At 69.9% G+C, this 22059-nt stretch carries 19 protein-coding genes and 1 riboswitch; of the genes, 8 read left to right on the top strand and 11 right to left on the bottom strand.

Translation table 11 applies throughout. The annotated features are described in order from the left end of the window. Nucleotides 1-47: 47 nt before the first annotated feature. Nucleotides 48-635: a hypothetical protein gene (locus DEI97_RS04455; RefSeq protein WP_146248195.1), complete on the top strand. Its 588-nt coding sequence runs from the start codon at nt 48-50 to the stop codon at nt 633-635. 86 nt (nt 636-721) lie between these two features. Here the strand turns inward: DEI97_RS04455 and DEI97_RS04450 are convergent, their stop codons facing one another. From DEI97_RS04450 to DEI97_RS04440, 3 genes are read right to left on the bottom strand one after another with little or no spacing between them, the layout of a single operon-like run. Continuing rightward, nucleotides 722-2953, bottom strand: a complete 2232-nt coding sequence (locus DEI97_RS04450) for a dipeptide ABC transporter ATP-binding protein (protein ID WP_111075673.1) — start codon at nt 2951-2953, stop codon at nt 722-724. A 28-nt stretch (nt 2954-2981) separates the two neighbouring features. Continuing rightward, entirely contained in the window at nt 2982-3992 is a 1011-nt protein-coding gene (locus tag DEI97_RS04445) for an ABC transporter permease (protein WP_111075674.1), read from the bottom strand. Nucleotide 3993: 1 nt separating this feature from the next. Continuing rightward, on the bottom strand, nt 3994-4977 hold the full coding sequence (locus tag DEI97_RS04440; RefSeq protein WP_111075731.1) for an ABC transporter permease: 984 nt from the start codon (nt 4975-4977) through the stop codon (nt 3994-3996). Between the two features lie 144 nt (nt 4978-5121). Between DEI97_RS04440 and DEI97_RS04435 the strand changes: the two genes are divergently transcribed. The 3 genes from DEI97_RS04435 (at nt 5122) to DEI97_RS04425 (ending at nt 8215) form a co-directional block, all read left to right on the top strand. Next, on the top strand, nt 5122-6804 hold the full coding sequence (locus DEI97_RS04435; protein WP_111075675.1) for an ABC transporter family substrate-binding protein: 1683 nt from the start codon (nt 5122-5124) through the stop codon (nt 6802-6804). A gap of 153 nt (nt 6805-6957) precedes the next feature. Next, nucleotides 6958-7437 carry a peroxiredoxin gene (locus tag DEI97_RS04430; protein ID WP_111075676.1) on the top strand — a complete coding sequence of 160 codons (480 nt, stop codon included), beginning with the start codon at nt 6958-6960 and terminating at the stop codon, nt 7435-7437. Nucleotides 7438-7615: 178 nt separating this feature from the next. Next, the gene (locus tag DEI97_RS04425) at nt 7616-8215 is read left to right on the top strand and encodes a PH domain-containing protein (protein ID WP_111075677.1); all 600 of its coding nucleotides are present in this window, start codon (nt 7616-7618) and stop codon (nt 8213-8215) included. Between the two features lie 209 nt (nt 8216-8424). On the opposite strand, the gene DEI97_RS04420 is transcribed toward DEI97_RS04425, so the two are convergent. The 7 genes from DEI97_RS04420 to gcvT all read right to left on the bottom strand — a co-directional run bounded on the left by DEI97_RS04420 (nt 8425) and on the right by gcvT (nt 18755). Next, nucleotides 8425-10167 carry a dipeptide ABC transporter ATP-binding protein gene (locus DEI97_RS04420; RefSeq protein ID WP_111075678.1) on the bottom strand — a complete coding sequence of 581 codons (1743 nt, stop codon included), beginning with the start codon at nt 10165-10167 and terminating at the stop codon, nt 8425-8427. Beyond that, entirely contained in the window at nt 10164-11114 is a 951-nt protein-coding gene (locus tag DEI97_RS04415) for an ABC transporter permease (RefSeq protein WP_111075679.1), read from the bottom strand. The genes DEI97_RS04420 and DEI97_RS04415 overlap by 4 nt, the downstream gene beginning before the upstream one ends. Then, entirely contained in the window at nt 11104-12033 is a 930-nt protein-coding gene (locus DEI97_RS04410; RefSeq protein WP_111075680.1) for an ABC transporter permease, read from the bottom strand. The genes DEI97_RS04415 and DEI97_RS04410 overlap by 11 nt, the downstream gene beginning before the upstream one ends. A 230-nt stretch (nt 12034-12263) precedes the next feature. Next, on the bottom strand, nt 12264-13904 hold the full coding sequence (locus DEI97_RS04405; RefSeq protein WP_111075732.1) for a peptide ABC transporter substrate-binding protein: 1641 nt from the start codon (nt 13902-13904) through the stop codon (nt 12264-12266). A gap of 422 nt (nt 13905-14326) precedes the next feature. Further along, nucleotides 14327-17260, bottom strand: coding sequence for an aminomethyl-transferring glycine dehydrogenase (gcvP, locus tag DEI97_RS04400; protein WP_111075681.1), 2934 nt, complete (start codon nt 17258-17260; stop codon nt 14327-14329). Next, on the bottom strand, nt 17257-17634 hold the full coding sequence (gcvH, locus tag DEI97_RS04395; RefSeq protein WP_111075682.1) for a glycine cleavage system protein GcvH: 378 nt from the start codon (nt 17632-17634) through the stop codon (nt 17257-17259). The genes gcvP and gcvH overlap by 4 nt, the downstream gene beginning before the upstream one ends. A 5-nt stretch (nt 17635-17639) precedes the next feature. Further along, the gene (gcvT, locus tag DEI97_RS04390) at nt 17640-18755 is read right to left on the bottom strand and encodes a glycine cleavage system aminomethyltransferase GcvT (protein WP_111075683.1); all 1116 of its coding nucleotides are present in this window, start codon (nt 18753-18755) and stop codon (nt 17640-17642) included. A 177-nt stretch (nt 18756-18932) separates the two neighbouring features. Next, nucleotides 18933-19040, bottom strand: a riboswitch (glycine riboswitch). 112 nt (nt 19041-19152) lie between these two features. Between gcvT and DEI97_RS04385 the strand changes: the two genes are divergently transcribed. The 4 genes from DEI97_RS04385 (at nt 19153) to DEI97_RS04370 (ending at nt 21107) form a co-directional block, all read left to right on the top strand. Further along, on the top strand, nt 19153-19527 hold the full coding sequence (locus DEI97_RS04385) for a BlaI/MecI/CopY family transcriptional regulator (RefSeq protein WP_111075684.1): 375 nt from the start codon (nt 19153-19155) through the stop codon (nt 19525-19527). A 13-nt stretch (nt 19528-19540) separates the two neighbouring features. Continuing rightward, nucleotides 19541-20278 (top strand): M56 family metallopeptidase, encoded by a 738-nt coding sequence (locus DEI97_RS04380; RefSeq protein WP_181439315.1) that lies wholly within the window; start codon nt 19541-19543, stop codon nt 20276-20278. Nucleotides 20279-20358: 80 nt separating this feature from the next. Then, nucleotides 20359-20841 carry an FBP domain-containing protein gene (locus DEI97_RS04375; protein WP_111075686.1) on the top strand — a complete coding sequence of 161 codons (483 nt, stop codon included), beginning with the start codon at nt 20359-20361 and terminating at the stop codon, nt 20839-20841. Then, nucleotides 20838-21107: a hypothetical protein gene (locus tag DEI97_RS04370; protein ID WP_111075687.1), complete on the top strand. Its 270-nt coding sequence runs from the start codon at nt 20838-20840 to the stop codon at nt 21105-21107. The genes DEI97_RS04375 and DEI97_RS04370 overlap by 4 nt, the downstream gene beginning before the upstream one ends. 33 nt (nt 21108-21140) lie before the next feature. Here the strand turns inward: DEI97_RS04370 and DEI97_RS04365 are convergent, their stop codons facing one another. Beyond that, nucleotides 21141-22025 (bottom strand): LysR substrate-binding domain-containing protein, encoded by an 885-nt coding sequence (locus DEI97_RS04365; RefSeq protein WP_111075688.1) that lies wholly within the window; start codon nt 22023-22025, stop codon nt 21141-21143. Nucleotides 22026-22059: the final 34 nt, after the last annotated feature.

The following is a 22059-nucleotide window of genomic DNA, read 5'->3' as shown; positions in this document are numbered from 1 at the left end:
TCCTGACGGTCGGACTGGCTGCCGGGTGCACGTCCGGAGGAGGAACCATGGAGCACGACGCCGGAGGACTCACACGGCAGGAGGTCGCCGCGCTCTCGTTGCAGGAGGAGTTCGACCGGTACCGCGAGCACTACCGGACGATGCAGCAGGTCCTCGCGGACGCGCAACGGCAGCTCTCCGTTGGCGAGTGGCACTGGAACGGCGGCGATGCCATCCCGCAGATCGGCGGTGACGGGATACGCCCGTTGGCCGGGGCCGACACGCACAACACGTACGCGCTGGAGTCAGGCCGGTCCTGGGACCCGGACGGTGCGCACGGATCACGGTCCGATCTCGAGCCGTTGATCGACCACTTCGCCGCGAAGGGCTGGGGCCACCACGTCGAGCGGATCACGGACACCTACTACCTCGACGGGTACACCGACGACGGCTGGCGCATCCAGTACCTCGTCCAACCGAGTGGTCACTACTCGCTCGACGTCTTCAGCGACCTGTTCTGGACGAACGACGCCGACGCACTCTCCGAAGCCGTGGGCGGCCGCGCCGGCGGACGGCACCCGTCGTCCTCGCGACCCGGCGAGTACCCGGAACCGCCGACGTGGGACTCGCCGATCATCAGCCCACCGAAGATCTGAGCAGCGCCACGGACGCACGGCACCCGACCACGGACGGACGGGAGGCGGTGCGCACGACGTGCGCACCGCCTCCCGTCCGCCGCTGGCTACGCCGCGATCGAGGCGACCTTCTCCGGGTAGTGGCATGCCGCCCGGTGGTCGACGTCCTCGCCACGACGGGGCGCCTTCTCCGGTTCGTCCGTCTCGCAGCGGCGACGTTCCGCCTCGGGCAGGATCGCGAAGAGCGGGCAGCGCGAGCGGAACCGGCAGCCGGTCGGCCGCTCGGTCGGGCTGGGCGGGTCGCCCGGCAGCAGGATCGTCGTGCGGGCCCGCTCGACGACGGGGTCCGGCACCGGCACGGCGGACATGAGCGCTGCCGTGTAGGGGTGCATCGGGCGTTCGAACACCTCGTCGACCGCGCCCTCTTCGACGGTGCGGCCGAGGTACATGACACTGACGCGGTCGGCGACGTGCCGGATGACGGACAGGTCGTGCGAGACGAACAGGTAGGACAGCCCCAGGCGCGCCTTGAGTTCGGCGAGCAGGTTGAGCACGCCGGCCTGGATCGACACGTCGAGGGCCGAGACGGGCTCGTCGAGGACGATCAGGTCGGGCTCCACCGCGAGGGCTCGGGCGATGGAGATGCGCTGCCGCTGCCCGCCGGAGAACTCGTGCGGGTAGCGGTCGGCCTCGGCGGCCCGCAGTCCGACCAGGCCGAGCAGTTCCGGCACGCGCTCGTCGATCCGGGAGGCCGGAGCGCCGATCGCCCGGAGCGGCTCCGCGACGACGTCGTAGACCGACATGCGCGGGTCGAGGCTGGCGGACGGGTCCTGGAAGACCATCGAGATGCGCTGCCGCAGTGCCCGGGTTCCAGCCACGCCGCGTGCGGTGGCGTCCGCGAGGGACTCACCGAACAGCTCGACGGTGCCCGCTTCCGGACGCTCGAGGTCCATCAGCTGGTGCAGGGTCGTCGACTTGCCGGAGCCGGACTCGCCGACCAGGCCGAGGGTCTCGCCCCGGCGGATGTCGAGGTCGACACCGTCGACGGCGAAGACCTCGCCGACCTTGCGGCGGAAGACGGCGCCCTTGACGAGCGGGAAGGTCTTCGTGAGGCCCTCGACGTGCACGACGGGCTCGCGGTCGGTGCGGGACGCCGCCACCGCGGCGGCGTGCTCGGGGATGACGGGCAGGGAGAAGATCCGGCCGGCGTCCGCGTGCGCGGCGGCGACCTCGGCGGTGCGGTGGCACGCGGCGGTGTGGCCGGCGGCGTGCGACGGCGCCCCAGCGGCGGCCGCGCCGAGGCCGGCAGCTGCGGCGTCGGCGGTGTCGAGGCCCGCAGCGGCGTCGACGGCGGTGACCCCGATGCCGACCGGCGGTGCGAGGACCGGCTCGGTCGACCGGCAGACCTCGCTGACGAGCGGGCAGCGCGCCGCGAAGGGGCAGGCGTCCGGCAGGCCGATGAGCGACGGCGGCGACCCGGGGATCGGCACGAGCGGCGACCGGTCGGTGGCGTCGAGCCGCGGGAGCGCCCCGATGAGCCCGATCGTGTACGGCATGCGTGGCCGGGCGAACAGCTCCTCGGCGGTCGCGGTCTCGACGATCCGACCGGCGTACATGACGGCGATCCGGTCGGCGATGCCCGCGATGACACCCAGGTCGTGGCTGACGAACACCAGGGCGGCGCCGGTCTCGCGCTGGGCGGTCCGGAGCACCTCGATGATCTGCGCCTGGATCGTGACGTCGAGTGCCGTGGTGGGCTCGTCGGCCAGGATCACGTCCGGGTCGTTCGCCATCGCCATCGCGATCATGGCGCGCTGCCGCATGCCGCCGGAGAACTCGTGCGGGAAGGCGTCGACGCGGCGGGCGGGCTCGGGGATGCCGACGAGCCCGAGGAGCTCGATGGCCCGGGCCCGGGCCTCGGCCTTCGAGGCACCGCGGTGCAGGCGGACGGTCTCGGCGATCTGGTCGCCGATCGTGTACACCGGCGTGAACGCGGACAGCGGGTCCTGGAAGACCATCGCGACCTTGTCACCGCGCAGGCGGCTCATCTGCTTGTCGGAGCGACCGAGCAGTTCATCGCCGTCGAGTTGGACGGAGCCGGTGACCTTCGTGGTGTCGGGCAGCAGGCCGAGGACGGCCAGGCTCGTCACCGACTTACCGGACCCGGACTCGCCGACGATGCCCAGGACCTCGCCACGGCGGAGTTCCAGGTCGACGCCGCGGACCGCGTGCACGGTCCCCCGCGGGGTCGGGAAGCGGACGTGCAGGTCACGGACCCGCAGGATCGGCTCGGTGCTGGTCGTCGGCGTCGCGGCCGACCCGTTCGTGATGGTGCTCATGCTGCTTCCCCGGTCGTCAGTGCGGCGGTCATGCGCCGGAACCGGCCTGTGTGTTCAACGCGGCCACGTCCACGGCCGCCTGGTTCTGGTCACGACGGCGGTTGCGCTTCTCACGCTTGCCGGTCGTCGAGGTCGGGTCGAGGGCGTCACGCAGCCCGTCGCCGATCAGGTTCGCCGCGATCGCGAAGACCACGAGCGCGCCGGCCGCGAAGTAGAACAGCCACGGGCTGGTCAGCGCGTTGTCCTGGTTCTGGGCGATCAGCGTGCCGAGCGAGACGTCCGGCGACTGCACGCCGAAGCCGAAGTAGCTCAGGGTGGTCTCACCGAGCACCGCGGTCGCGACCTGGATCGTGCCGTCGATGATGAGGAAGGACGCCACGTTCGGCAGGACGTGCCGGAAGATGATCCGGAACGGGCCGATCCCCATGTACCGGGCGGCGCGGACGAACTCGCGCTCCTTGACCGACAGGGTCATCGAGCGGACGACGCGAGCGGTGATCATCCAGCCGAACAGCGTGATGAGCACGACCAGGACGATCCATCCGGCGTTCTGGATGCGCGGGCTGATGATCGCGATGATGAGGAACGACGGCAGCACGAGCAGCATGTCGACGAAGAACATCACGATCCGGTCGACCCAGCCGCCGAAGTACCCGGCGGCGGCGCCCGTGATCGCGGCGATGGCGGTCGAGAACACGGCGACGAGCAGGCCGATGAGCAGGCTCTTCTGCATGCCGCGGGCCGTCTGGGAGAAGACGTCCTGGCCGATGCCGTTCGTGCCGAACCAGTGCGTCGCGCTCGGCGGCCGGGTGAACGCCGTGTAGTCGATCTGCGAGTACTGCCAGGGGCTGACCAGCGGGCCGAGGAACGCGAAGGCGAACAGCAGCACGATGACGATGACGCCGATGCCCGCGCCGCGGTTCATGAACAGCCGTCGTGTTGTCTGCAGGAACCGGTTGCCCTGCCGCTTCGGGCGGGCCGGGGTGTCGCTCTTCGCGATGAGCGAGGGGTCGACGGGTTCGATCCGGGTGTCGGTCATGTCATGCCCTCCTGACGCGCGGGTCCAGCGCTGCGGTCGCGACGTCGGCGAGGAACCCGGAGATGAGCACCACCACCGCGGCGAACAGCGTGTACGCCGTCACGACGTTGACGTCGTTGCCGTTCACCGCGTCGATGAACCACGAGCCGAGCCCGTTCCACGCGAAGATCTTCTCGGTCAGGGTCGCGCCGGTCAGGATGCCGAGGAACCCGTAGGCGAAGAGCGTGGTCATCGGGATGAGCGCGGTACGCAGGCCGTGCTTGAACGTGGCCCGTCCCCGCGTCAGCCCCTTCGCCCGGGCGGTCCTGAGGAAGTCCGAACCCAGGACGTCGAGCATCGTTGCTCGCTGGTACCGGCTGTAGATGGCGATCAGGCCCAGCGCGATCGAGATCGTCGGGAGCAGCAGGTGCGCGCCGCGGTCGACGAGCAGCGTCCACGCCGACCCGTCGAGTCCTGGGGTCGCCTCGCCCGTGAAGTTGATGAGCTGGCTGCCGGCGTCCTGGTTCAGCTTCGTTGCACTGATCTTCAGGATGACCGCGGTCAGGAACACGGGTGTCGAGAACAGGACGATCGAGATCGCGGCGCTGACCCGGTCCGAGATCTTGTACTGCCGGATCGCGTTCCACACGCCGACGAGGACGCCGAGCACGATGCCGGCGATCGATCCGACGACCAGCAGCCGGAGACTCACCCCCAGCCGCGGGAAGAACTGGTCGTTGACCGAACGGTCCTGGATCGTCTGGCCGAGGTCGCCGTGCACGACCCCGTCGAGCCAGTGCCCGTACCGGATCACCACGGGGGTCTTGTCGTTGACGCCGATGTCGTCGAGCTTGGCGTCGATGACCTGTGCCGACGGCGCAGGGTTCCGCTGGGCGTAGACGGAACGGGGGCTGAACGTCGCTGACGCGAGGAAGTAGGTCAGCGAGGTCGCGAGGAACACGAGCACGACGTAGTACACGAATCGACGCGCCAGGAAGCGGATCATGGAGGCCACCATAGGGCCTCGTTTGTTTCCGGTACATGTCGTCGCCCCGCCGGGCTCGTAACGAAAGTACGTCGGATACGGAAAATGCCCGTTGCCCCCGCTCGGGGGCCCTAGGCTCAGCGACAACTTCCAGAGGGGAACGAAATGAAGCACAGGAAAGTCCTCGCAGTGACGGCGGCCCTCGCCGGCATCGCGCTCGCCGTGACCGGTTGCTCGGGCGGATCAGGTGGATCCGGCGGGTCCGGATCCGACGACTCGGGCAAGAAGACCCTGCCGACCTCGGCACAGATCAACCCGAAGCCCGTCTCCGACCTCGCCGACGGTGGCACGCTCCGTCTGCCGATCCAGCAGTGGATCTCGCAGTGGAACTACAACCAGGTCGACGGCCCGCTCGTCGACGCGGCGACGATCGAGCAGGCGACGATGCCGTACGTCTACACGATCGACGGCAAGGGCGCCCCCGCCCTGGACACCGACTACGTGTCGAAGGCCGAGGTCACGAGCGACGACCCGCTCACGATCTCGTACACGATCAACGACAAGGCCAAGTGGAACGACGGCTCGGAGATCACCTGGCGTGACTTCGAGAACGAGTGGAAGACCACCAACGGCACGGACAAGGCCTACCTCATCGCCGGCTCCACCGGCTACGAGGACATCTCCTCCGTGACCAAGGGCGCGACCGACAAGGACGTCGTGGTCAAGTTCTCCACCCCGTTCTCGGACTGGAAGTCCCTGTTCAGCCCGCTGTACCCGGCCAGCCAGACCAGCACGCCGGACCAGTTCAACAACGGCTACAAGGGCAAGGTCCCGGTGTCGTCCGGTCCGTACAAGATCACGGACCTGAACGAGACCGCAGGCACCGTCACCATGAAGCCGGACGAGAACTGGTGGGGCGACAAGCCGAAGCTCGACCAGGTGATCTTCCGGTCGCTGGACGGCAACGCAGACGTGGACGCGTACCTCAACAAGGAGATCGACTCCGTCCTCACGACGACGTCGGAGCGCTTCGACCGGGTGAAGAACGCGAAGAACACGAAGATCCTCGCGTCGACGTCGGCCCAGTACACGCACGTCGACTTCTCGACGAACGGCCTGCTCAAGGACAAGCAGCTCCGGCTGGCGATCCAGCACGCCGTGAACCGTGACGCCCTGGCCCAGGTCATCGGCGGCACGCTGCCCTACAAGCTCGGCACGCTCGACAACCACCTGTTCCTGTCCACGGACAAGGGCTACAAGTCGAACGTCAAGCCGAACGCCACCTTCGACGTCGAGAAGGCGAAGAAGCTGCTGGACGACGACGGCTGGAAGACCGACGGCACCTACCGCTCGAAGGGCGGCAAGCAGCTGGCGATCGCCATCACGATCCCGTCCGGTGCCCCGACCTCGCAGCAGCTGGCCCAGGTCATGCAGCAGCAGCTGAAGGAGATCGGCGTCAAGCTCACCCTGAAGTCGGTCGCCACGGACGACTTCTTCGAGCAGTACGTCACCCCGGGCAACTACGACATGACGATCTTCGTGTGGGGCGGCACCGGCTTCCACTCCAGCTCGGCGACGATCTACACCTCGGGTGCGACCGGCCAGAACTACGGCCGTGTCAGCTCGGATGCGATCGACAAGCTGACGAAGCAGGCACTGTCCGAGCCGGACTCGGACAAGGCCAACGTCATCTGGAACAAGATCGACAAGCAGGTCTGGTCGATCGGACACTCGATGCCGATCACCGCGAAGCCCGCGCTGGTCGCCCAGAACCCGAAGCTCGCCAACTACGGCGCGTTCGCGGGTGCGCAGAACATCGACTGGACGAAGGTCGGCTTCACCAAGTAGCCACCGACGGACAGACACCGAGGGCCGGACGCGTTGCGTCCGGCCCTCCGTGCGTCCGGAACCGTGCGTCTTCGGCCAGCCGGTGTGCGCTCTCGCAGGACACAGACGGTGCGGTCCCCGTCACATCGACTGCGCGGACCGTACTGTTGCCCCATGGCCATCCCCGAGACGGGCACCGCGGCGCCGGACTTCACCCTCCCCGGCATGATCGTCCGCGACGGCGTGCGCACCGACGCAGAGTACGCACTCACCGCCGAACTCGGTCGCCCGGTGGTGCTCGCCTTCTACCCCGGCGACGCCACCCCCGTCTGCACCGCACAACTGTGCTCGTACCAGCAGGAGCTCGACGACTTCCGCGACCTGGGTGCCGTGGTCTGGGGCATCAGCCCGCAGGGCCTCGACTCGCACGAGGGCTTCGCCCGGAACGCCTCGCTGTCGTTCCCCCTCCTCTCCGACGTCGCCGGCGACGTCGTCCGGGCCTACGGCGTGCACGTGCCCGGGCTGGGACTCCGTCGATCGGTCTTCGTGATCGGTCCGGACGGCCTGGTGCGGTGGCGGCACGTCGGCCTGGTCGGCCTCCGCTTCCCGCGCGCCGAGGTCATCCGGGCCCAGATCGAGCTCCTCGTCGAATGAGGCGTTGACAGGAGCGGCCGACGGGGTGACGATGGACGCCCTGAGACCTCCGGGTTCGCCTCTCCGGGACATCGGGTCTCCTGCCGGTACGCGCTCGGCCTGTCTGGTCCGCTCGGTGGGTGGTCCCGGAGAGGCGCTCTCGTCGATCGGGCACCTGCCGTCTCCTAGGCTTGCCCCCATGCCCGAACCGACCGCGCCCGTCCGGCCGACCGTGCCCGTCCGGCCGACCGAGCCCGTCCGGATCGTCGCGACGAACCTCCGACGCTTCGCCGTCGCCCTCTGGGTCGTGGCGGTCGCACTCGTCGTCATCGGACTCCTCACGAACGGCCTCCGCGCCGCGTTGCTGGTGCCGGTGCCGTCCCTCTTCACCGCCTGGTTCGCCTGGGTGGTCCTCTGGCGTCCGCGCATCGAACTGACCGAGGACGAGCTGGTCGTGGTCGACGTCCGCCGGACCACCCGCTTCGCCTGGCGGCGCGTGCAGGACGTGCGGTCGAAGTACGGCCTCGAGGTCGTCACCGACCAGGGTGAGCAGCGGGTCTGGATCGCGCCGCGGCCGACGGCACGGCTCGCCCTCGAACGGCCGGGAGGCACGGTGCCGGTCACCGTCGCCGCTGCGGCCGACGAGATGCGTGCGCGGGTGCCCGCACCGCTCGAGTACGACGGCGCTCCCCCGGCGACCGTGACGGCTGCACCGATCGTCCACCGCGTGCACGGCTGGGCGGTCGTCGCCCTCGTCGTCCTGGGCATCGCCGGCAGCATGGCCGGCGCACGCCTCTGATCCGCTCCTGACGGAGCCCGGCGCAGCCCGCCACCCCCGGCGCAGCCCGGCGCAGCCCGGCGCAGCACGCCACCCCCGGCGCAGCCTGAGGTCGGACCAGTGCCGTCCTGCGCGACGCGGGCAGTGCCTCCCGTCCGGCCGCCCGCAACGACGGAACGCGCCGTCCCGGAGCCGGGGCGGCGCGTTCCGTGTGTCGCTGGTGGTGCGGGTCAGCGACCGAACTCGAAGCCGGCGCCGGGGATGGCGGCCAGTAGGTCCTTCGTGTACTGCTCACGCGGGTTGGCGAAGACCTCGTCGGTCGTCGCCTTCTCGACGATCTGGCCCTTGCGCATCACGCACACGTTGTCGGCGACGAGCCGGACGACCGCCAGGTCGTGGGTGATGAACAGGTAGGTCAGGCCGAGCTCCGACTGCAGCTCCGTGAGCAGGTCCAGGATCTGGCCCTGCACGAGCACGTCGAGGGCGGACACCGCCTCGTCGAGGACGATGACCTCGGGCTTGAGCGCCAGGGCGCGTGCGACGGCGATGCGCTGTCGCTGCCCACCGGACAGCTCGCTCGGGTACCGGTTGACCATCGACTTCGGCAGGGCCACCTGGTCGAGCAGCTCGAGCACCCGGGCGCGACGCGAGGCCTTGTCGCCGACCTTGTGCGTGCTGAGCGGCTCGGCGATCGTGTTCCCGACGTTGTACATCGGGTCCAGCGAGCCGTACGGGTCCTGGAACACGGGCTGGACGCGACGACGGAAGTCGAACAGGTCCTTGCCCTTGAGCGCGCCGATGTCGATGCCGTCGAACTGCACCGACCCGGACGTGATCGACTCGAGCTGCAGGACGAGCTTCGCGACGGTGGACTTGCCCGAACCGGACTCGCCGACGAGCGCCGTGGTGGTGCCCTTCGGGATCGCGAACGAGACGCCGTCGACGGCCTTCAGCTCGCGGGTCGCGATGCCCTGACCACGCAGCTTGTAGACCTTCTGCAGGTCCTTGACGATGATCAGGTCCTTCGCCGGCGCGCTCTCACGAGCGTGGGCGCGGGCCAGGAGTTCGTCGTCCTCGCTGCCGCTGTCGGCGATCGCGACGGACTGGTGCTGCACCTTCGACTGGATGCGACGGCTGGCGAGCGACGGTGCCGCGGCCACGAGACGCTGCGTGTACGGGTGCTGCGGGTTCGCCAGGATCTCCTTCGACGGACCGGCCTCGACGACCTGGCCCTTGTACATCACCACGAGCTTCTCCGCGCGCTCGGCGGCGAGGCCGAGGTCGTGGGTGATGAACAGGACGGAGGTGCCGAAGTCACGCGTCAGGCTCTCGAGGTGGTCGAGGATGACGCGCTGCACGGTGACGTCGAGGGCCGAGGTCGGCTCGTCGGCGATGAGCAGCTTCGGGCGGCTCGACAGACCGATACCGATGAGCACGCGCTGGCGCATGCCGCCGGAGAACTCGTGCGGGTACTGCTTGAGGCGGCTCTCGGCGTCACCGAGTCCGGCCTCCTGCAGGACCTCGATCGCGCGGGCACGGATCGCGGACTTGCCGGTCGCCATGCCGTTCGCCTTGATGGCCTCTTCGACCTGGAACCCGATCTTCCAGAGCGGGTTGAGGTTCGACATCGGGTCCTGGGGGACGTACCCGATCTCGGTGCCGCGGATCTCGGCCATCTGCTTCTCGTTCATGCCGACGAGCTCGCGCCCGTTCAGCTTGATCGAGCCGCCGGTGATCTGGCCGGTGCCGGGGAGCAGCTTGATGATCGCCTGGGCACTGGTGGACTTGCCCGAACCGGACTCCCCCACGATGGCCAGGCGCTCGCCCTGCTCGAGGGTCATGTTCACGCCGCGGACGGCCTGCACGAGACCGCTCTGCGTCTTGAACCCGACGTGCAGGTCGGTGATCTCCAGCAGCGGGGCGCCGGGGGTGCCGGACGCCTTGGCGTTCGGCGAGGTGAGTGTCTCGCTCATCGGCGGGCCCTCGCCTTCGGGTCGAGTGCGTCGCGGACCACGTCACCGAGGAGGAGGAACGCGAGCACGGTGATGGACAGGGCGGCGGAGGGCCAGAAGATCGTCGACGGGCTGGTGCGGATCGACGACTGCGCGGCTCCGATGTCGAGGCCCCAGCTGAGTGCCGACGGCGGCAGACCGATGCCGAGGAACGACAGGGTCGCCTCGGCGACGATGAACGTGCCGAGCGAGACCGTCGCGACGACGATGACCGGTGCCAGCGAGTTCGGGATGACGTGGCGCACCAGCGTGGTGAACCGGCTGACGCCGAGCGCCGCGGACGCGGTCACGTAGTCGGCCTGCTTCGCACTGAGCACGGCACCGCGCATGATGCGCGCGATCTGCGGCCAGGCGAAGACGGCGAGCACGAGCGACACCGTCACGGCGTTCCGCGCGGGCACCACCGACATGATGACGATCGCACCGAGGACGGTCGGGATCGAGAAGAACACGTCACCGATGCGGGAGACGATCGTGTCGAGCCAGCCGCCGTAGAACCCGGCGAGGGCACCGATCACGATGCCGACGATCGTGACGAGCACGGTCGCGAGCAGGCCGACGATGAGCGAGTTCTGCGCGCCCCAGATGACGCGGGCGTACACGTCGTAGCCCTGACGCGTGAAGCCGAGCAGGTGGCCGGCGCGCGGACCCTCGTTGCTGTCGTTGAGGTTCGCGGCACGCGGGTCCAGGTGGGTGAACAGCCCGGGTGCGATCGCGACGACGATGATCAGCAGGATGAGGATCGACGAGATCCAGAACGTGGGACGGCGGCGCATGGACTCCCACGCGTCGGTCCACAGCGAACGGGTCTTCTCGTCCTCGTTGACCTGGTCGACCGCCAGGAGCGGAGTCTCCTCGATCGGCGCGACGTAGTGCGTCGCCGAGCGGGGTTCGGTGTTACTTGGCATAACGGATCCTCGGGTCCAGGACGGCGTACAGCAGGTCGACCAGGAGGTTGGCGAGCATGAAGATGATGACCATCACGGCGACGAAGGAGACCACCGTGGGGCCTTCGCCGAGCTTGACGGCCTGGAACACCGTGCCACCCACACCGTGGATGTTGAAGATGCCCTCGGTCACGATCGCGCCGACCATCAGGTTGCCGATGTCGACACCCAGGTAGGTCACGACCGGGATCAGCGAGTTACGGAAGATGTGCACCCCGACGACGCGCCGGCGGGACAGGCCCTTCGCGGTCGCGGTCCGCACGAAGTCGGCGCTCATGTTCTCGGCGACGCTCGCGCGGGTCAGTCGGACGATGTACGCGAACGACACCGAGGCCAGCACGATGGCGGGCAGCACGAGCTCCGACCAGGGCGCCTGGCCGGAGACCGTCACGCGGAACAGCCCGAGGTTGATGCCGAGGACGTACTGCAGCAGGAACCCGACGACGAAGGTCGGCACCGAGATGAGCAGCAGCGAGACGACGAGGGCCGTCGCGTCGAACAGCTTGCCCTTGCGGAGACCGGCGATGACACCGACGACGATGCCGGCGACGGCCTCGAAGACGAGCGACAGGATCGCCAGGCGCGCGGTGATCGGGAACGCCGCTGCGAGCTGCTGGCTGACCGGCAGGCCCGAGAACGTCGTGCCGAGGTCACCGCGGAACAGGCCGCCGACCCAGAGCAGGTACTGGACGAAGAAGGGCTTGTCGAGGTTGTACTGCTGCCGGATCGCCTCGATCACCTGCGGTGACGGCTGGCGGTCGCCGAACAGTGCGGCGACGGGGTCCCCGGGCAACGAGAACACCATGAAGTAGATGAGGAACGTGGCCCCGAAGAAGACGGGGATGAGCTGCAGGAGGCGCTTGCCGAGGTACCAGAGCATCAGATCCCTGCCTGGTTCACAGCGCGCATGTCGTTCAGGTTCATGTCGTGAGGGGTGGACGGTCCGAGGGTCGGCACGGGTGTCCGGTGCGGGCGGCGGCGCCCGCGTTCGTGGGGGAAGGTGTTGACCGCCGTGGTACGGGGGCTCGGGGACCGTGGTCCCCGAACCCCCGTCCGGTTGGCCGCGGAGCAGGATACCTGTCCGCGATGTGTCTCCGAGGAGACCGAGTGTTACTTGGTGACCTCGACGTCGTAGTACAGCGGGACGGAGTCCCAACCGAACTTGACGTTCTTCACGTTGTCTGCAGACCAGACACCGGTCACGTTGGAGTACCAGAGCGGGATCTCGGGCAGGTCCTTGAGCAGCAGCTCCTGAGCCTGGTCGAAGAACTTGTTGCCCTCTTCGACGGACGAGGCCGAACGGCCCTTGGCGAGCAGCTCGTTGTACTCGGACGAGTCGTAGCGCGAGTAGTTGTTCGACGAGCCCTTGCCCATGGTCGGGCCGAGGAAGTTGTACAGCGACGGGTAGTCGGCCTGCCAACCGGTGCGGCTACCGCCCGTGAGCTTGTCGTCCGTCTGCAGCGCGAGCGCCTCGGCGAACGTCGGGAGGGCCTTGCCCTCGGCCTTGATGCCCAGCGTGCTGGAGATCGAGTTGGTCACCGCGGTGACCCAGGCCTCGTGTCCACCGTCAGCGTTGTACGCGATGGTGAGCGTGTCGTTGTACGGCGAGATGTCGTCGGCCTGCTTCCACAGCTTCTTGGCCTCCGACTTGTTGTAGTCGAGGACGTCGGAGCCCTTGAGGTCCGCGGTCCAGCCGTCGATCACCGGCGAGGTGAAGTCCTTGGCCGGGGTACGGGTGCCCTGGAAGATCTTGTTGGTGATCTGCTTGCGGTTGATCGACAGGGAGACCGCCTCGCGACGGAGCTTGCCCTCTTCGCCCTTCCAGTGGTCCAGGTAGTAGGGCAGGTAGATCGCCTGGAAGATCGCGGCGGCCTGGTTGACGTTCGAGTCGGGGAAGTCCGACTTGTAGGTCGAGAACGCGGCGTCCGGCACGGCGTCGAGGACGTCGAGGTTGCCGCCCTGGGCGTCGGAGTACGCAGTGTCCTGGGACGTGTAGAACGTGATCGTCAGACCACCGTTCTTCGGCTTGCGCTTGCCCTGGTAGTCCTTGTTCGTGACGAGCTTGATGTCCTGGTTGTGCGTCCAGGCGCTCTTGCCGTCGAGCTTGTACGGACCGTTGCCGATCGGGTTCTCACCGAAGGCCTTCGTGTCCTTGTAGAAGACCGAGGGGAGCGGCACGAAGGCGTTGTAGCCGAGCGACAGCGGGAAGTCCGACTGCGCCGACTTCAGCGTCACCGTGAACTCGTCGTCGCTCTTGACCTTGAGGCCGGTGAGCTCGGAGTCCTTGTCGGCGTCGTAGCCCTCGATGTTCTCGAAGAAGTAGCTCGCGCCCTGGGCGTTGGACTTCTGGGCTGCCCAGTTCCACGCCTTCGTGAAGGACTCGGCGGTGATCGCCTCGCCGTTGGTGAACTTCCACCCCGAGTTGATCGTGATGTCGAAGGTCTTCGAGTCGGTGGTCTCGACGTTCTTGGCGAGTTCCTTCACCGGCTTGCCGTCGGCGTCGTAGGTGAACAGACCATCGAACAGCGACGTGATGATCTTGCCGCCACCGGTCTCGGTGGTGTTCGACGGGATGAGCGGGTTCTGCGGTTCGCTGCCGTTCGTGGTGACGATGCCGGCGGCGTTGGCCGAACCGGAGCCGGAGCCGGAGCCCGAGCCGCTTCCGCCACCGTTGCCGGAGCAGCCGGTCAGGGCAATTGCTGTGGCCCCGAGCACGGCGAGGGCAGTGAGCCCAGCGCGCTTCTTGATCAAGAGTTCCTCCTGGTGCATGGGACGCGCCGGGCACAGAGGTCCCTCCCGGCACGTTTGACTCCTGAACTGTAGGCAGTGCAGAGAGGACCGACCAAACCCTGGGCCCATCGGTTACACGCCCGAAACCAAGTTGCAGGATCGTTGCGGCATCCTGCAACATCCCCGCGTCTGGGACCGAGCGCCGCAGATCCGTTGCGTTTGCATCAACGTCCGTGCAGCGTGGAGGTGACGCCCGGGTGAACCACAGGTGTTGTCCGCAACCGCTTGCGTTCGGAGCGCTCCACCCCGCATGATGCGCGATCGTCGGTCGTGACGACCGCACCACAGACGGACGGGAGGCCCGTGGCGATCCCGCCACGGGCCTCCCGTCCGTCGTGCTCTGCCGACCTGCTGGCCAGCCTGCCGGCCTGCCAGCTGGCGTCCTACGCGAACGCCTCCACCGGCGGGCAGGCGCAGACGAGGTTGCGGTCCCCGTACGCCTGGTCGATCCGGCGCACCGGCGGCCAGTACTTCCGGCCGACCTGTCCGGCCGCTGGGTACACCGCCTGCTCACGCGTGTAGGCGTGCTGCCACTCCCCCGTGATCACCGACGCGGCCGTGTGCGGTGCGTTGACGAGCGGGTTGTCCTCGGTCGGCCAGTCACCCCGGGCGACGGCGTCCGCTTCGGCACGGATGGCGAGCATCGCGTCGACGAAGCGGTCGAGCTCAGCGAGGTCTTCGCTCTCGGTCGGCTCGACCATGAGCGTGCCCGCGACCGGGAACGACATCGTCGGCGCGTGGAAGCCGTGGTCGATGAGGCGCTTCGCGACGTCGTCGACCGTGATGCCGGTGGCTTCACGCAGGGGACGGAGGTCGAGGATGCACTCGTGCGCGACCAGCCCGGACTCGCCCGTGTAGAGGACCGGGAACGCCTCGCGCAGGCGTGCCGCCAGGTAGTTCGCCCCGAGCACGGCGACCTCGGTCGCGCGGGTGAGCCCCTCGACGCCCATCATCCGGACGTAGGTCCAGGTGATCGGCAGGATGCTCGGGCTGCCGTAGGGCGCGGCCGAGACCGGGCCGCCGGCGTGGGCCAGACGACCGCCGTCGGCGTTCGCGTCCGCACCGGTACGACGGTCAGCGTCCTGCGCCATCGGGTGCCCGGGCAGGAACGGCGCGAGGTGTCCCTTGGCCGCGACGGGACCGACGCCCGGTCCGCCGCCGCCGTGCGGGATGCAGAACGTCTTGTGCAGGTTGAGGTGCGAGACGTCCCCGCCGAAGTCGCCGAAGCGCGCGTGACCGAGGAGCGCGTTGAGGTTGGCGCCGTCGACGTAGACCTGGCCGCCGGCATCGTGCACGGCGTCGCAGATCGCGGTGATGTCGTGCTCGTACACGCCGTGCGTCGACGGGTACGTGATCATCAGCGCGGCGAGGGCGTCGGCGTGCTCGGTGGTCTTCGCGCGGAGGTCGTCGAGGTCGACGTTGCCGTCCTCGTCGCACGCCACGACGACGACCCGCATGCCGGCGAGGACCGCCGACGCCGCGTTCGTGCCGTGCGCGCTCGACGGGATGAGGCAGACCGTGCGGGCCTCGTCGCCCCGCGAGCGGTGGTAGCCGCGGATCGCGAGGAGCCCGGCGAGCTCACCCTGGCTGCCGGCGTTCGGCTGGACCGACACGGTGTCGTACCCGGTGACCTCGGCGAGCCAGGTCTCGAGATCGCCGATCATGTCGAGGTAGCCCTGCACGTCCTCGCGCGGGGCGAACGGGTGCAGGCGGGCGAACTCGGGCCAGGTGACGGCGGCCATCTCGGTCGCCGCGTTGAGCTTCATCGTGCAGCTGCCGAGCGGGATCATGCCGCGGTCGAGCGCGTAGTCCTTGTCGGACAGGTGCTTGAGGTAGCGCATCATCCGGGTCTCGCTGCGGTGCGCGGAGAAGACCGGGTGGGTCAGGAACGCGCTCTCGCGGTCGAGGCCGGAAGGCAGGCCCGTGCCCGCGTCACGGACGGCGGTCTCGGTGCCCGGGACGGTCACGTCCGCGGCACCGAAGACGGCGGCCAGGGCGACGACGTCCTCCGGCACGGTGGTCTCGTCGACGGACACCTGCAGGGTGTCGGCGTCCACGAGGTGCAGCAGGTACCCGGCGTCGTGTGCGGCGGCGACGACGGACTCGGCGCGGCCGGCGAACCGGAGCGTCAGGGTGTCGAAGAAGCCGTCGTGCACGACCTCGGCGCCCGCGGCACGGGCGACGTCGGCGAGTGCCGTCGTCGTCCGGGCGACCCGGTGCGCGATGAAGCGCAGCCCCTCGGGCCCGTGGTAGACCGCGTACATCGATGCCATCACGGCGAGGAGCACCTGCGCGGTGCAGATGTTCGACGTCGCCTTCTCGCGGCGGATGTGCTGCTCGCGGGTCTGCAGGCTGAGGCGGTAGGCCATGCCGCCGTCGGCGTCGAAGGACACCCCGACGAGACGACCGGGCAGCTGGCGCTCGAGGCCGGCCCGGACCGCCAGGTACCCGGCGTGCGGGCCACCGAAGCCGAGCGGGACGCCGAAGCGCTGGCTGGTGCCCACCGCGACGTCGGCGCCCAGGTCACCGGGGCTGGCGAGCAGGGTCATCGCGAGCAGGTCGGCCGCGACGACGGCGATGCCGCCACCGGCGTGGACGCGCTCGATGGTGCGGGTGGGGTCGACGATGCGACCGGAGGCACCGGGGTACTGCAGGACGACGCCGAACGCGCCGTCGAGCTGCTCGTCGGTGGGGCCGTCGGCGGCGTCGAAACCGCGCAGGGCGATGCCGACCGCGTCGGCGCGGTGGCCGAGGAGTGCCGCCGTCTGGGGCAGCAGGTCGGCGTCCACCAGGAACGCGTCGCCCTTCACCTTCGAGGCGCGGCGGGCCAGGAGCATGCCCTCGACCACGGCGGTGCCCTCGTCGAGCATGGACGCTCCGGCGGTGGCCATGCCGGTGAGGTCGGACACCATCGTCTGGAAGTTGATCAGGGCTTCGAGGCGGCCCTGGGAGATCTCCGGCTGGTACGGCGTGTAAGCGGTGTACCAGCTCGGGTTCTCGAGGACGTTCCGCTGGATGACGGCGGGCGTGTGGGTGTCCGCGTAGCCCAGGCCGATCATCGCGCGGCGGACCGTGTTGCGGCCGGCGACGGCACGGAGTTCGGCGAGCGCCTCGGTCTCCCCCACCGCGGTCGGGATCGACGAGTCGGTCACCGGGGCGGCGTGGATGGACTCCGGGATGGCCGCACGGACGAGGGCGTCGAGCGAAGGCTGCCCGACGACGTCGAGCATGGCGCGCTGGTCGGCCGGGGTCGTCCCGATGTGCCGGTCGGCGAACGTGGTCTGCAGGTTGTCGTCCTGCCGCAGGATGCTGGTCATGCGATGGACGCCCGGTAGGTGTCGTGGTCCATCAGGTCCTCGGGGAAGGACGTGCCCTCGACGCGGAGCTTGACGAGCCAGCCGGCACCGAACGGGTCCTGGTTGACGGTGTCGGGCGTCGCGACGACGGCGTCGTTGACCTCGACGACCTCGCCCTCGATCGGCGCGAAGAGCTCGCCGACGCTCTTGGTGGACTCGATCTCGCCGAGCTGTTCGCCGGCGGTCGTGGTGGTGCCCACGGCGGGGAGCTCGACGTAGACGACGTCACCGAGCTGTTCGGCCGCGTGGTCGGTGATCCCGACGGTGACGACGTCGCCCTCGACGAGGATCCACTCGTGGTCCTTGGTGTACTGCAGTGCGGTCTGGTCGGTCATGGGGATCAGCCTCTCGAAGCGCGACGGTAGAAGGGGAGAGCGGTGACGGTTCCGGGGATGGCGGTACCGCGGACGTCGATGTGGAGGACCTGTCCCCCGTCGGCGCAGTCCGGGTCGACGAAGGCCATCGCGACGGGGTGGCCGAGCGTGGGTGACAGGGCGCCGGACGTGACGCTGCCGACGACGACACCGTCACGGAGCACGGCGTACCCGGCGCGAGCGGCACGGCGGCCGTCCATCGTGATGCCGACGAGCACGCGGGCGTCGGCGGCGGGCTCGACACCGGCGTCCCCGACGAAGGAGCCCGAGGTGGCGACGACCCGACCGAGTCCGGCCTGAGCCGGGCGCACCGAGGTGTCGAGCTCGTGCCCGTACAGCGGCATGCCCGCTTCGAGCCGGAGGGTGTCCCGGGCGGCGAGTCCGGCGGGCACGACCCCGCGCTCGGCACCGGCGGCGAGCAGGGCGTCCCAGATCGCCGGCGCGGTGTCGGTGTCGCAGTACAGCTCGAAGCCGTCCTCGCCGGTGTAGCCGGTGCGGGCGATGAGGACCTCGCGGCCGTCGAAGAGCGCGTGCAGGACCCGGTAGTAGCGGAGTTCGTCGAGCGGGGTCTCCGGCTGCAGGCGGTCCGTGACGACAAGGTCGTCGAGCGTGCCTGCGGCCGCCGGACCCTGGATCGCGACGAGGGCGGTCCGGTCGGAGTCGTCCGTGACGGTGACGTCGTGTCCGGCCGCCCGCTCCTGCATGGCCTGGACGGCGACGTCCCGGTTGCCGGCGTTCGCCACGACGAGGAACACGTCGTCGCCGGTGCGGTACACGACCAGGTCGTCGAGGATCCCGCCGTCCGGGGTCAGGAGCAGCGAGTACTTGGCCCGGCCGACCGGCATCGCGCCGAAGGACCCGGCGAGCGCCGCGTCGAGGTACGGGACGGCGTCCGGCCCCTGCACACCGATCTCGGCCATGTGCGACAGGTCGAACACGCCCGCCGCGTCGCGCACCGCGTGGTGTTCGGCGAGGTCGGACGAGTAGCGGACCGGCATGCGGTGGCCGGCGAAGTCGGTGAACGTGGCACCGGCGGCTTCGTGCGCGGCTTCGAGCGGCGACGAACGCAGCGGTTCAGACATGGACGGAGTTCTCCTGGCATCGGCAGGGCCCGACGGCGATCGTCGGGTGCGGAACTCCCCCTCTGTCATGGGCCTGAGAGTTTCACCGCGGCCCGTGAGGTCCGGCGGCTTTCACCGTGGGCGAGACGACGGTTCCGTGGGATGCGCCCACGGCTCGTGTCTGCTTTTCAGAGTGGCCTGCCCGCTGCGGTGTTGGACCTGAGAGATTGGCGGGGAGCTTGCTCCTTCGGTGCCCAGACCCGGATGGACTGCGTCCGGGTCACAGGGCTCTCCCGCGGCGGGTGGTCGGCCGTACGTGTTCTGTTGTCCGGCGAGCATACCGAGCCCGCGTTACGGGCATGTGTCACGGTTGCGGGCAACGACCAGGAAGTCCTTCGACATCACGTAGAGTGGCGCCGTGGCAGGACAGCGATCGCGCCCCCGTGGGCAGCTCGAGCAGGCGGTGCTCGAGGCGCTCTGGACCGCGGACGCCGGCCTCACCGCCCGTCAGGTCCTCGAGGTGTTCGACGAACCGCGCCCGGCCCTGACGACCGTCCTCACCGTGCTCGACCGGCTCGGCCGCAAGGGCACCGTGGTCCGCGAGCAGCACGACGACGCCCCGCTCACCTTCCACGCCGCGCGCTCGCGGGAGGACCACACCGCCTCCCTCATGGCGAACGCGCTGGCCGCGTCCTCCGACCGTGAGGCAGCGCTCCTGCAGTTCACCGGCTCGCTCGCCTCCGGGGACCTCGAGGTCCTCCGCCGCGCGATCGACTCCCGAACGCGTCCCTGACCGGACCGGCCCCGTGGTCGTCACCGGCGTCTGCCTCGTCGTCCTCGCCCTCGCCGTCGTCGCGTTCGCCCCACGGGTACTCACCCGGGCCGCCTGGACGATCGACCGCCCGCTGACCGCCATCGCCGCTTGGCAGGCAGCCGTCGTCGTCGGGGTCGCCGGCTTCGTCGTCGGGATCGCCCTGGTGGTCCTCGCCGGCCGGCCGCTGACCGACCCGTTCGGCATCGACGACTCCCCCAGCCACGGCCTGAACGTCGGGGTCGCCGTCCTCGCCGTCATCGCGTTCGCCGTCGCCGTCCGCGTCCGCCCAGGCCCCGAGCACGAGGCCGTCCGCGAGGCGATCCGCACCGGTGCCGCACCGCACCGCGAGGTCGACGGCACCCTGGTCGCCGTCCTGCAGGCCGACACCGCCCTGGCCTGCGCGGTCCCCGGCCGCTCCGGCGGGGTCCTCGTCAGCACCGGGCTCGCGGAACAGCTGCGCACCGACGAACTGGAGGCCGTGGTCGCCCACGAACGCGCCCACCTGCGCCAGCACCACACGGCCGTGGTCGGCTTCGCCGAGTCCGTCGAACGTGCCGTCCCGTGGGTGCCGGGAGCGCGGGCGATGGCCCGGTCGACCCGCGTCCTCGTCGAGTTCGCCGCGGACGACGCCGCCGCTCGTCGGGTCGGCCGCGACGCGTTGCGCCGGGCGGTCCTGGTGGCGGACGGGACGGGCGCACTCGGCGCGGTCCGGGCCTCCAGGCTGTCCTGAACCGGACGGGAGGCCCGCCCTGCGCCCGCCTGTCGGCGCACGGGGCTAGCCTGGTCCGGTCCGCCACCGCGAGGGGAACCGTGCAGCCGCTCACTGAATCCGACATCCGATCGTCCTTCGTCAACGCGATGCCCGACGAACTCGCCCAGCTCCCGATCCCGGGGCTGCACGAGACCCTGTGGAACGAACGCGAGTTCCTGGGCTGGCGCGACCCGCAGGCCGCCCGCCGCGGCTACATGGTGTCGTGGATGGACGACAAGCCGGTCGGCATCGTCGTCCGCGCGGCCGGCGGGTCCCTCCGCCCGGGCATCGCCGCGATGTGCTCGTTCTGCCACTCCCCGCAGCCGGCCACGCAGGTTCGGCTGTTCTCGGCCGCGCGCGCCGGGGAAGCCGGACGGAACGGCAACACGATCGGCTCGTACATCTGCGAGGACCTCGGGTGCCCGATGCTCATCCGCACCGCGCCGCCGCACCTCAACCCGCCGGCGACGATCGCGATGCGCTCCGAGTCGCTGCTGGCACGTCTGCACAACTTCACGGCCGACATCATGAAGACGGCGTGAGCTCGGACCGGTTCCGCTCGGCACGCTGGGCCGCCGTCGAGGAACTCGGGGACGGCCGCTGGCGACTGACGATCCGCGACGAGGCCGACGACGAACTCGGCTCCTTCGGCCTGGGTGTCGAGGGGCCGTGGGACCCGGACGTCGAACCGCACGTGGGGTTCGTGCTCACGCAGGTCGGACTCGCGCTGACCGGTGCGCGGCCGTGGCGTCCGGACGAGCTCGGTGACCAGCGGGCGCCGGTGCTGCCGCTGGCCCTGACAACCTGATGCGCTGACGCCCGGACCGGACCGGCCCGCCGTTCAGTCGGCGGCCGCGAAGTTGCGGAGGACCTCTCGGTCGTCGTCCGCCCGTGACGCCCACACCAGCTCGCTGCGGTGCGTGCTGCCCTCGAGCGGCAGGAGCACCACGGTGTCCGGGGCGGCGAGCGCCGCACTCTCCGGCAGGACCGTGACGCCGAGGCCGACACCGACCAGGTGCAGCACGGTCGCCCAGGTCGTCGCCTCCTGCACGATGCGCGGCCGTCGACCGCCGTCGGCCACGGGCGCGGTGTTCCGTTCGGTGGCGAGCGTGCCGGCCTCGGCGGGGAAGAACACGAACGGGTCGTCGAGCAGCTCCGGCCCGCGCACGGACGAGCGGCCGGCGAAGCGGTGGTCCCGCGGCACGGCGGCGACGAACGGTTCGCTGCGGAACCGGGCGAAGCGCACCCCGTCGACCGGGTCCGGGTCGCGCACCACCGCCAGGTCGAGCTCCCCACGCTGCACGGCCGCGACGAGTCGTGACGAGAAACCCTCCGTCAGTTCCACCCGGACCAGCGGGTAGCGCTGCCGGAACCGCTGCACCCGCTCGATCGGTCCGAGCGGCAGGGCCGACACGACGAACCCGACGTCGAGCCGACCCGCCTCACCCCGGCCGACGCGGACGGTCTCGTCGAGGTCCCGCCGAGCCTGGGCCAGCAGCGACCGGGCCCGCCCCTGCAGCACCTGACCGGCCGGGGTGAGGGCGACGCTCCGGGAGGTCCGGGCGAACAGGTCGACGCCGAGGGCGACCTCGACCCGGCGGATGAGCTGCGACAGGGCCGGCTGCGCGATGCCGAGGTCCGCCGCGGCCCGGCCGAAGTGCAGCTCGTCGGCGAGCGCCAGGAACGCCCGGAGCTGCCGGAGGTCGACCTCGGGTGCACGATCCATGCACTGATCGTATCGATCCGTCCGAACGAGTATT

This window comes from Curtobacterium sp. MCLR17_032, assembly GCF_003234795.2.
In the GTDB taxonomy this organism is placed as follows: domain Bacteria; phylum Actinomycetota; class Actinomycetes; order Actinomycetales; family Microbacteriaceae; genus Curtobacterium.
Note: the sequence above shows the minus strand (reverse complement) of the source record. Positions and strands in the feature narration are given on the sequence as shown.

Excerpts from the sequence above, each read along its gene's own strand:
- DEI97_RS04455 (WP_146248195.1), top strand. The coding sequence starts at position 48 with ATGGAGCACGACGCCGGAGGACTCACACGGCAGGAGGTCGCCGCGCTC.
- DEI97_RS04450 (WP_111075673.1), bottom strand. The coding sequence starts at position 2,953 with ATGAGCACCATCACGAACGGGTCGGCCGCGACGCCGACGACCAGCACC.
- DEI97_RS04445 (WP_111075674.1), bottom strand. The coding sequence starts at position 3,992 with ATGACCGACACCCGGATCGAACCCGTCGACCCCTCGCTCATCGCGAAG.
- DEI97_RS04440 (WP_111075731.1), bottom strand. The coding sequence starts at position 4,977 with ATGATCCGCTTCCTGGCGCGTCGATTCGTGTACTACGTCGTGCTCGTG.
- DEI97_RS04435 (WP_111075675.1), top strand. The coding sequence starts at position 5,122 with ATGAAGCACAGGAAAGTCCTCGCAGTGACGGCGGCCCTCGCCGGCATC.
- DEI97_RS04430 (WP_111075676.1), top strand. The coding sequence starts at position 6,958 with ATGGCCATCCCCGAGACGGGCACCGCGGCGCCGGACTTCACCCTCCCC.
- DEI97_RS04425 (WP_111075677.1), top strand. The coding sequence starts at position 7,616 with ATGCCCGAACCGACCGCGCCCGTCCGGCCGACCGTGCCCGTCCGGCCG.
- DEI97_RS04420 (WP_111075678.1), bottom strand. The coding sequence starts at position 10,167 with ATGAGCGAGACACTCACCTCGCCGAACGCCAAGGCGTCCGGCACCCCC.
- DEI97_RS04415 (WP_111075679.1), bottom strand. The coding sequence starts at position 11,114 with ATGCCAAGTAACACCGAACCCCGCTCGGCGACGCACTACGTCGCGCCG.
- DEI97_RS04410 (WP_111075680.1), bottom strand. The coding sequence starts at position 12,033 with ATGCTCTGGTACCTCGGCAAGCGCCTCCTGCAGCTCATCCCCGTCTTC.
- gcvP (WP_111075681.1), bottom strand. The coding sequence starts at position 17,260 with ATGACCAGCATCCTGCGGCAGGACGACAACCTGCAGACCACGTTCGCC.
- gcvH (WP_111075682.1), bottom strand. The coding sequence starts at position 17,634 with ATGACCGACCAGACCGCACTGCAGTACACCAAGGACCACGAGTGGATC.
- gcvT (WP_111075683.1), bottom strand. The coding sequence starts at position 18,755 with ATGTCTGAACCGCTGCGTTCGTCGCCGCTCGAAGCCGCGCACGAAGCC.
- DEI97_RS04365 (WP_111075688.1), bottom strand. The coding sequence starts at position 22,025 with ATGGATCGTGCACCCGAGGTCGACCTCCGGCAGCTCCGGGCGTTCCTG.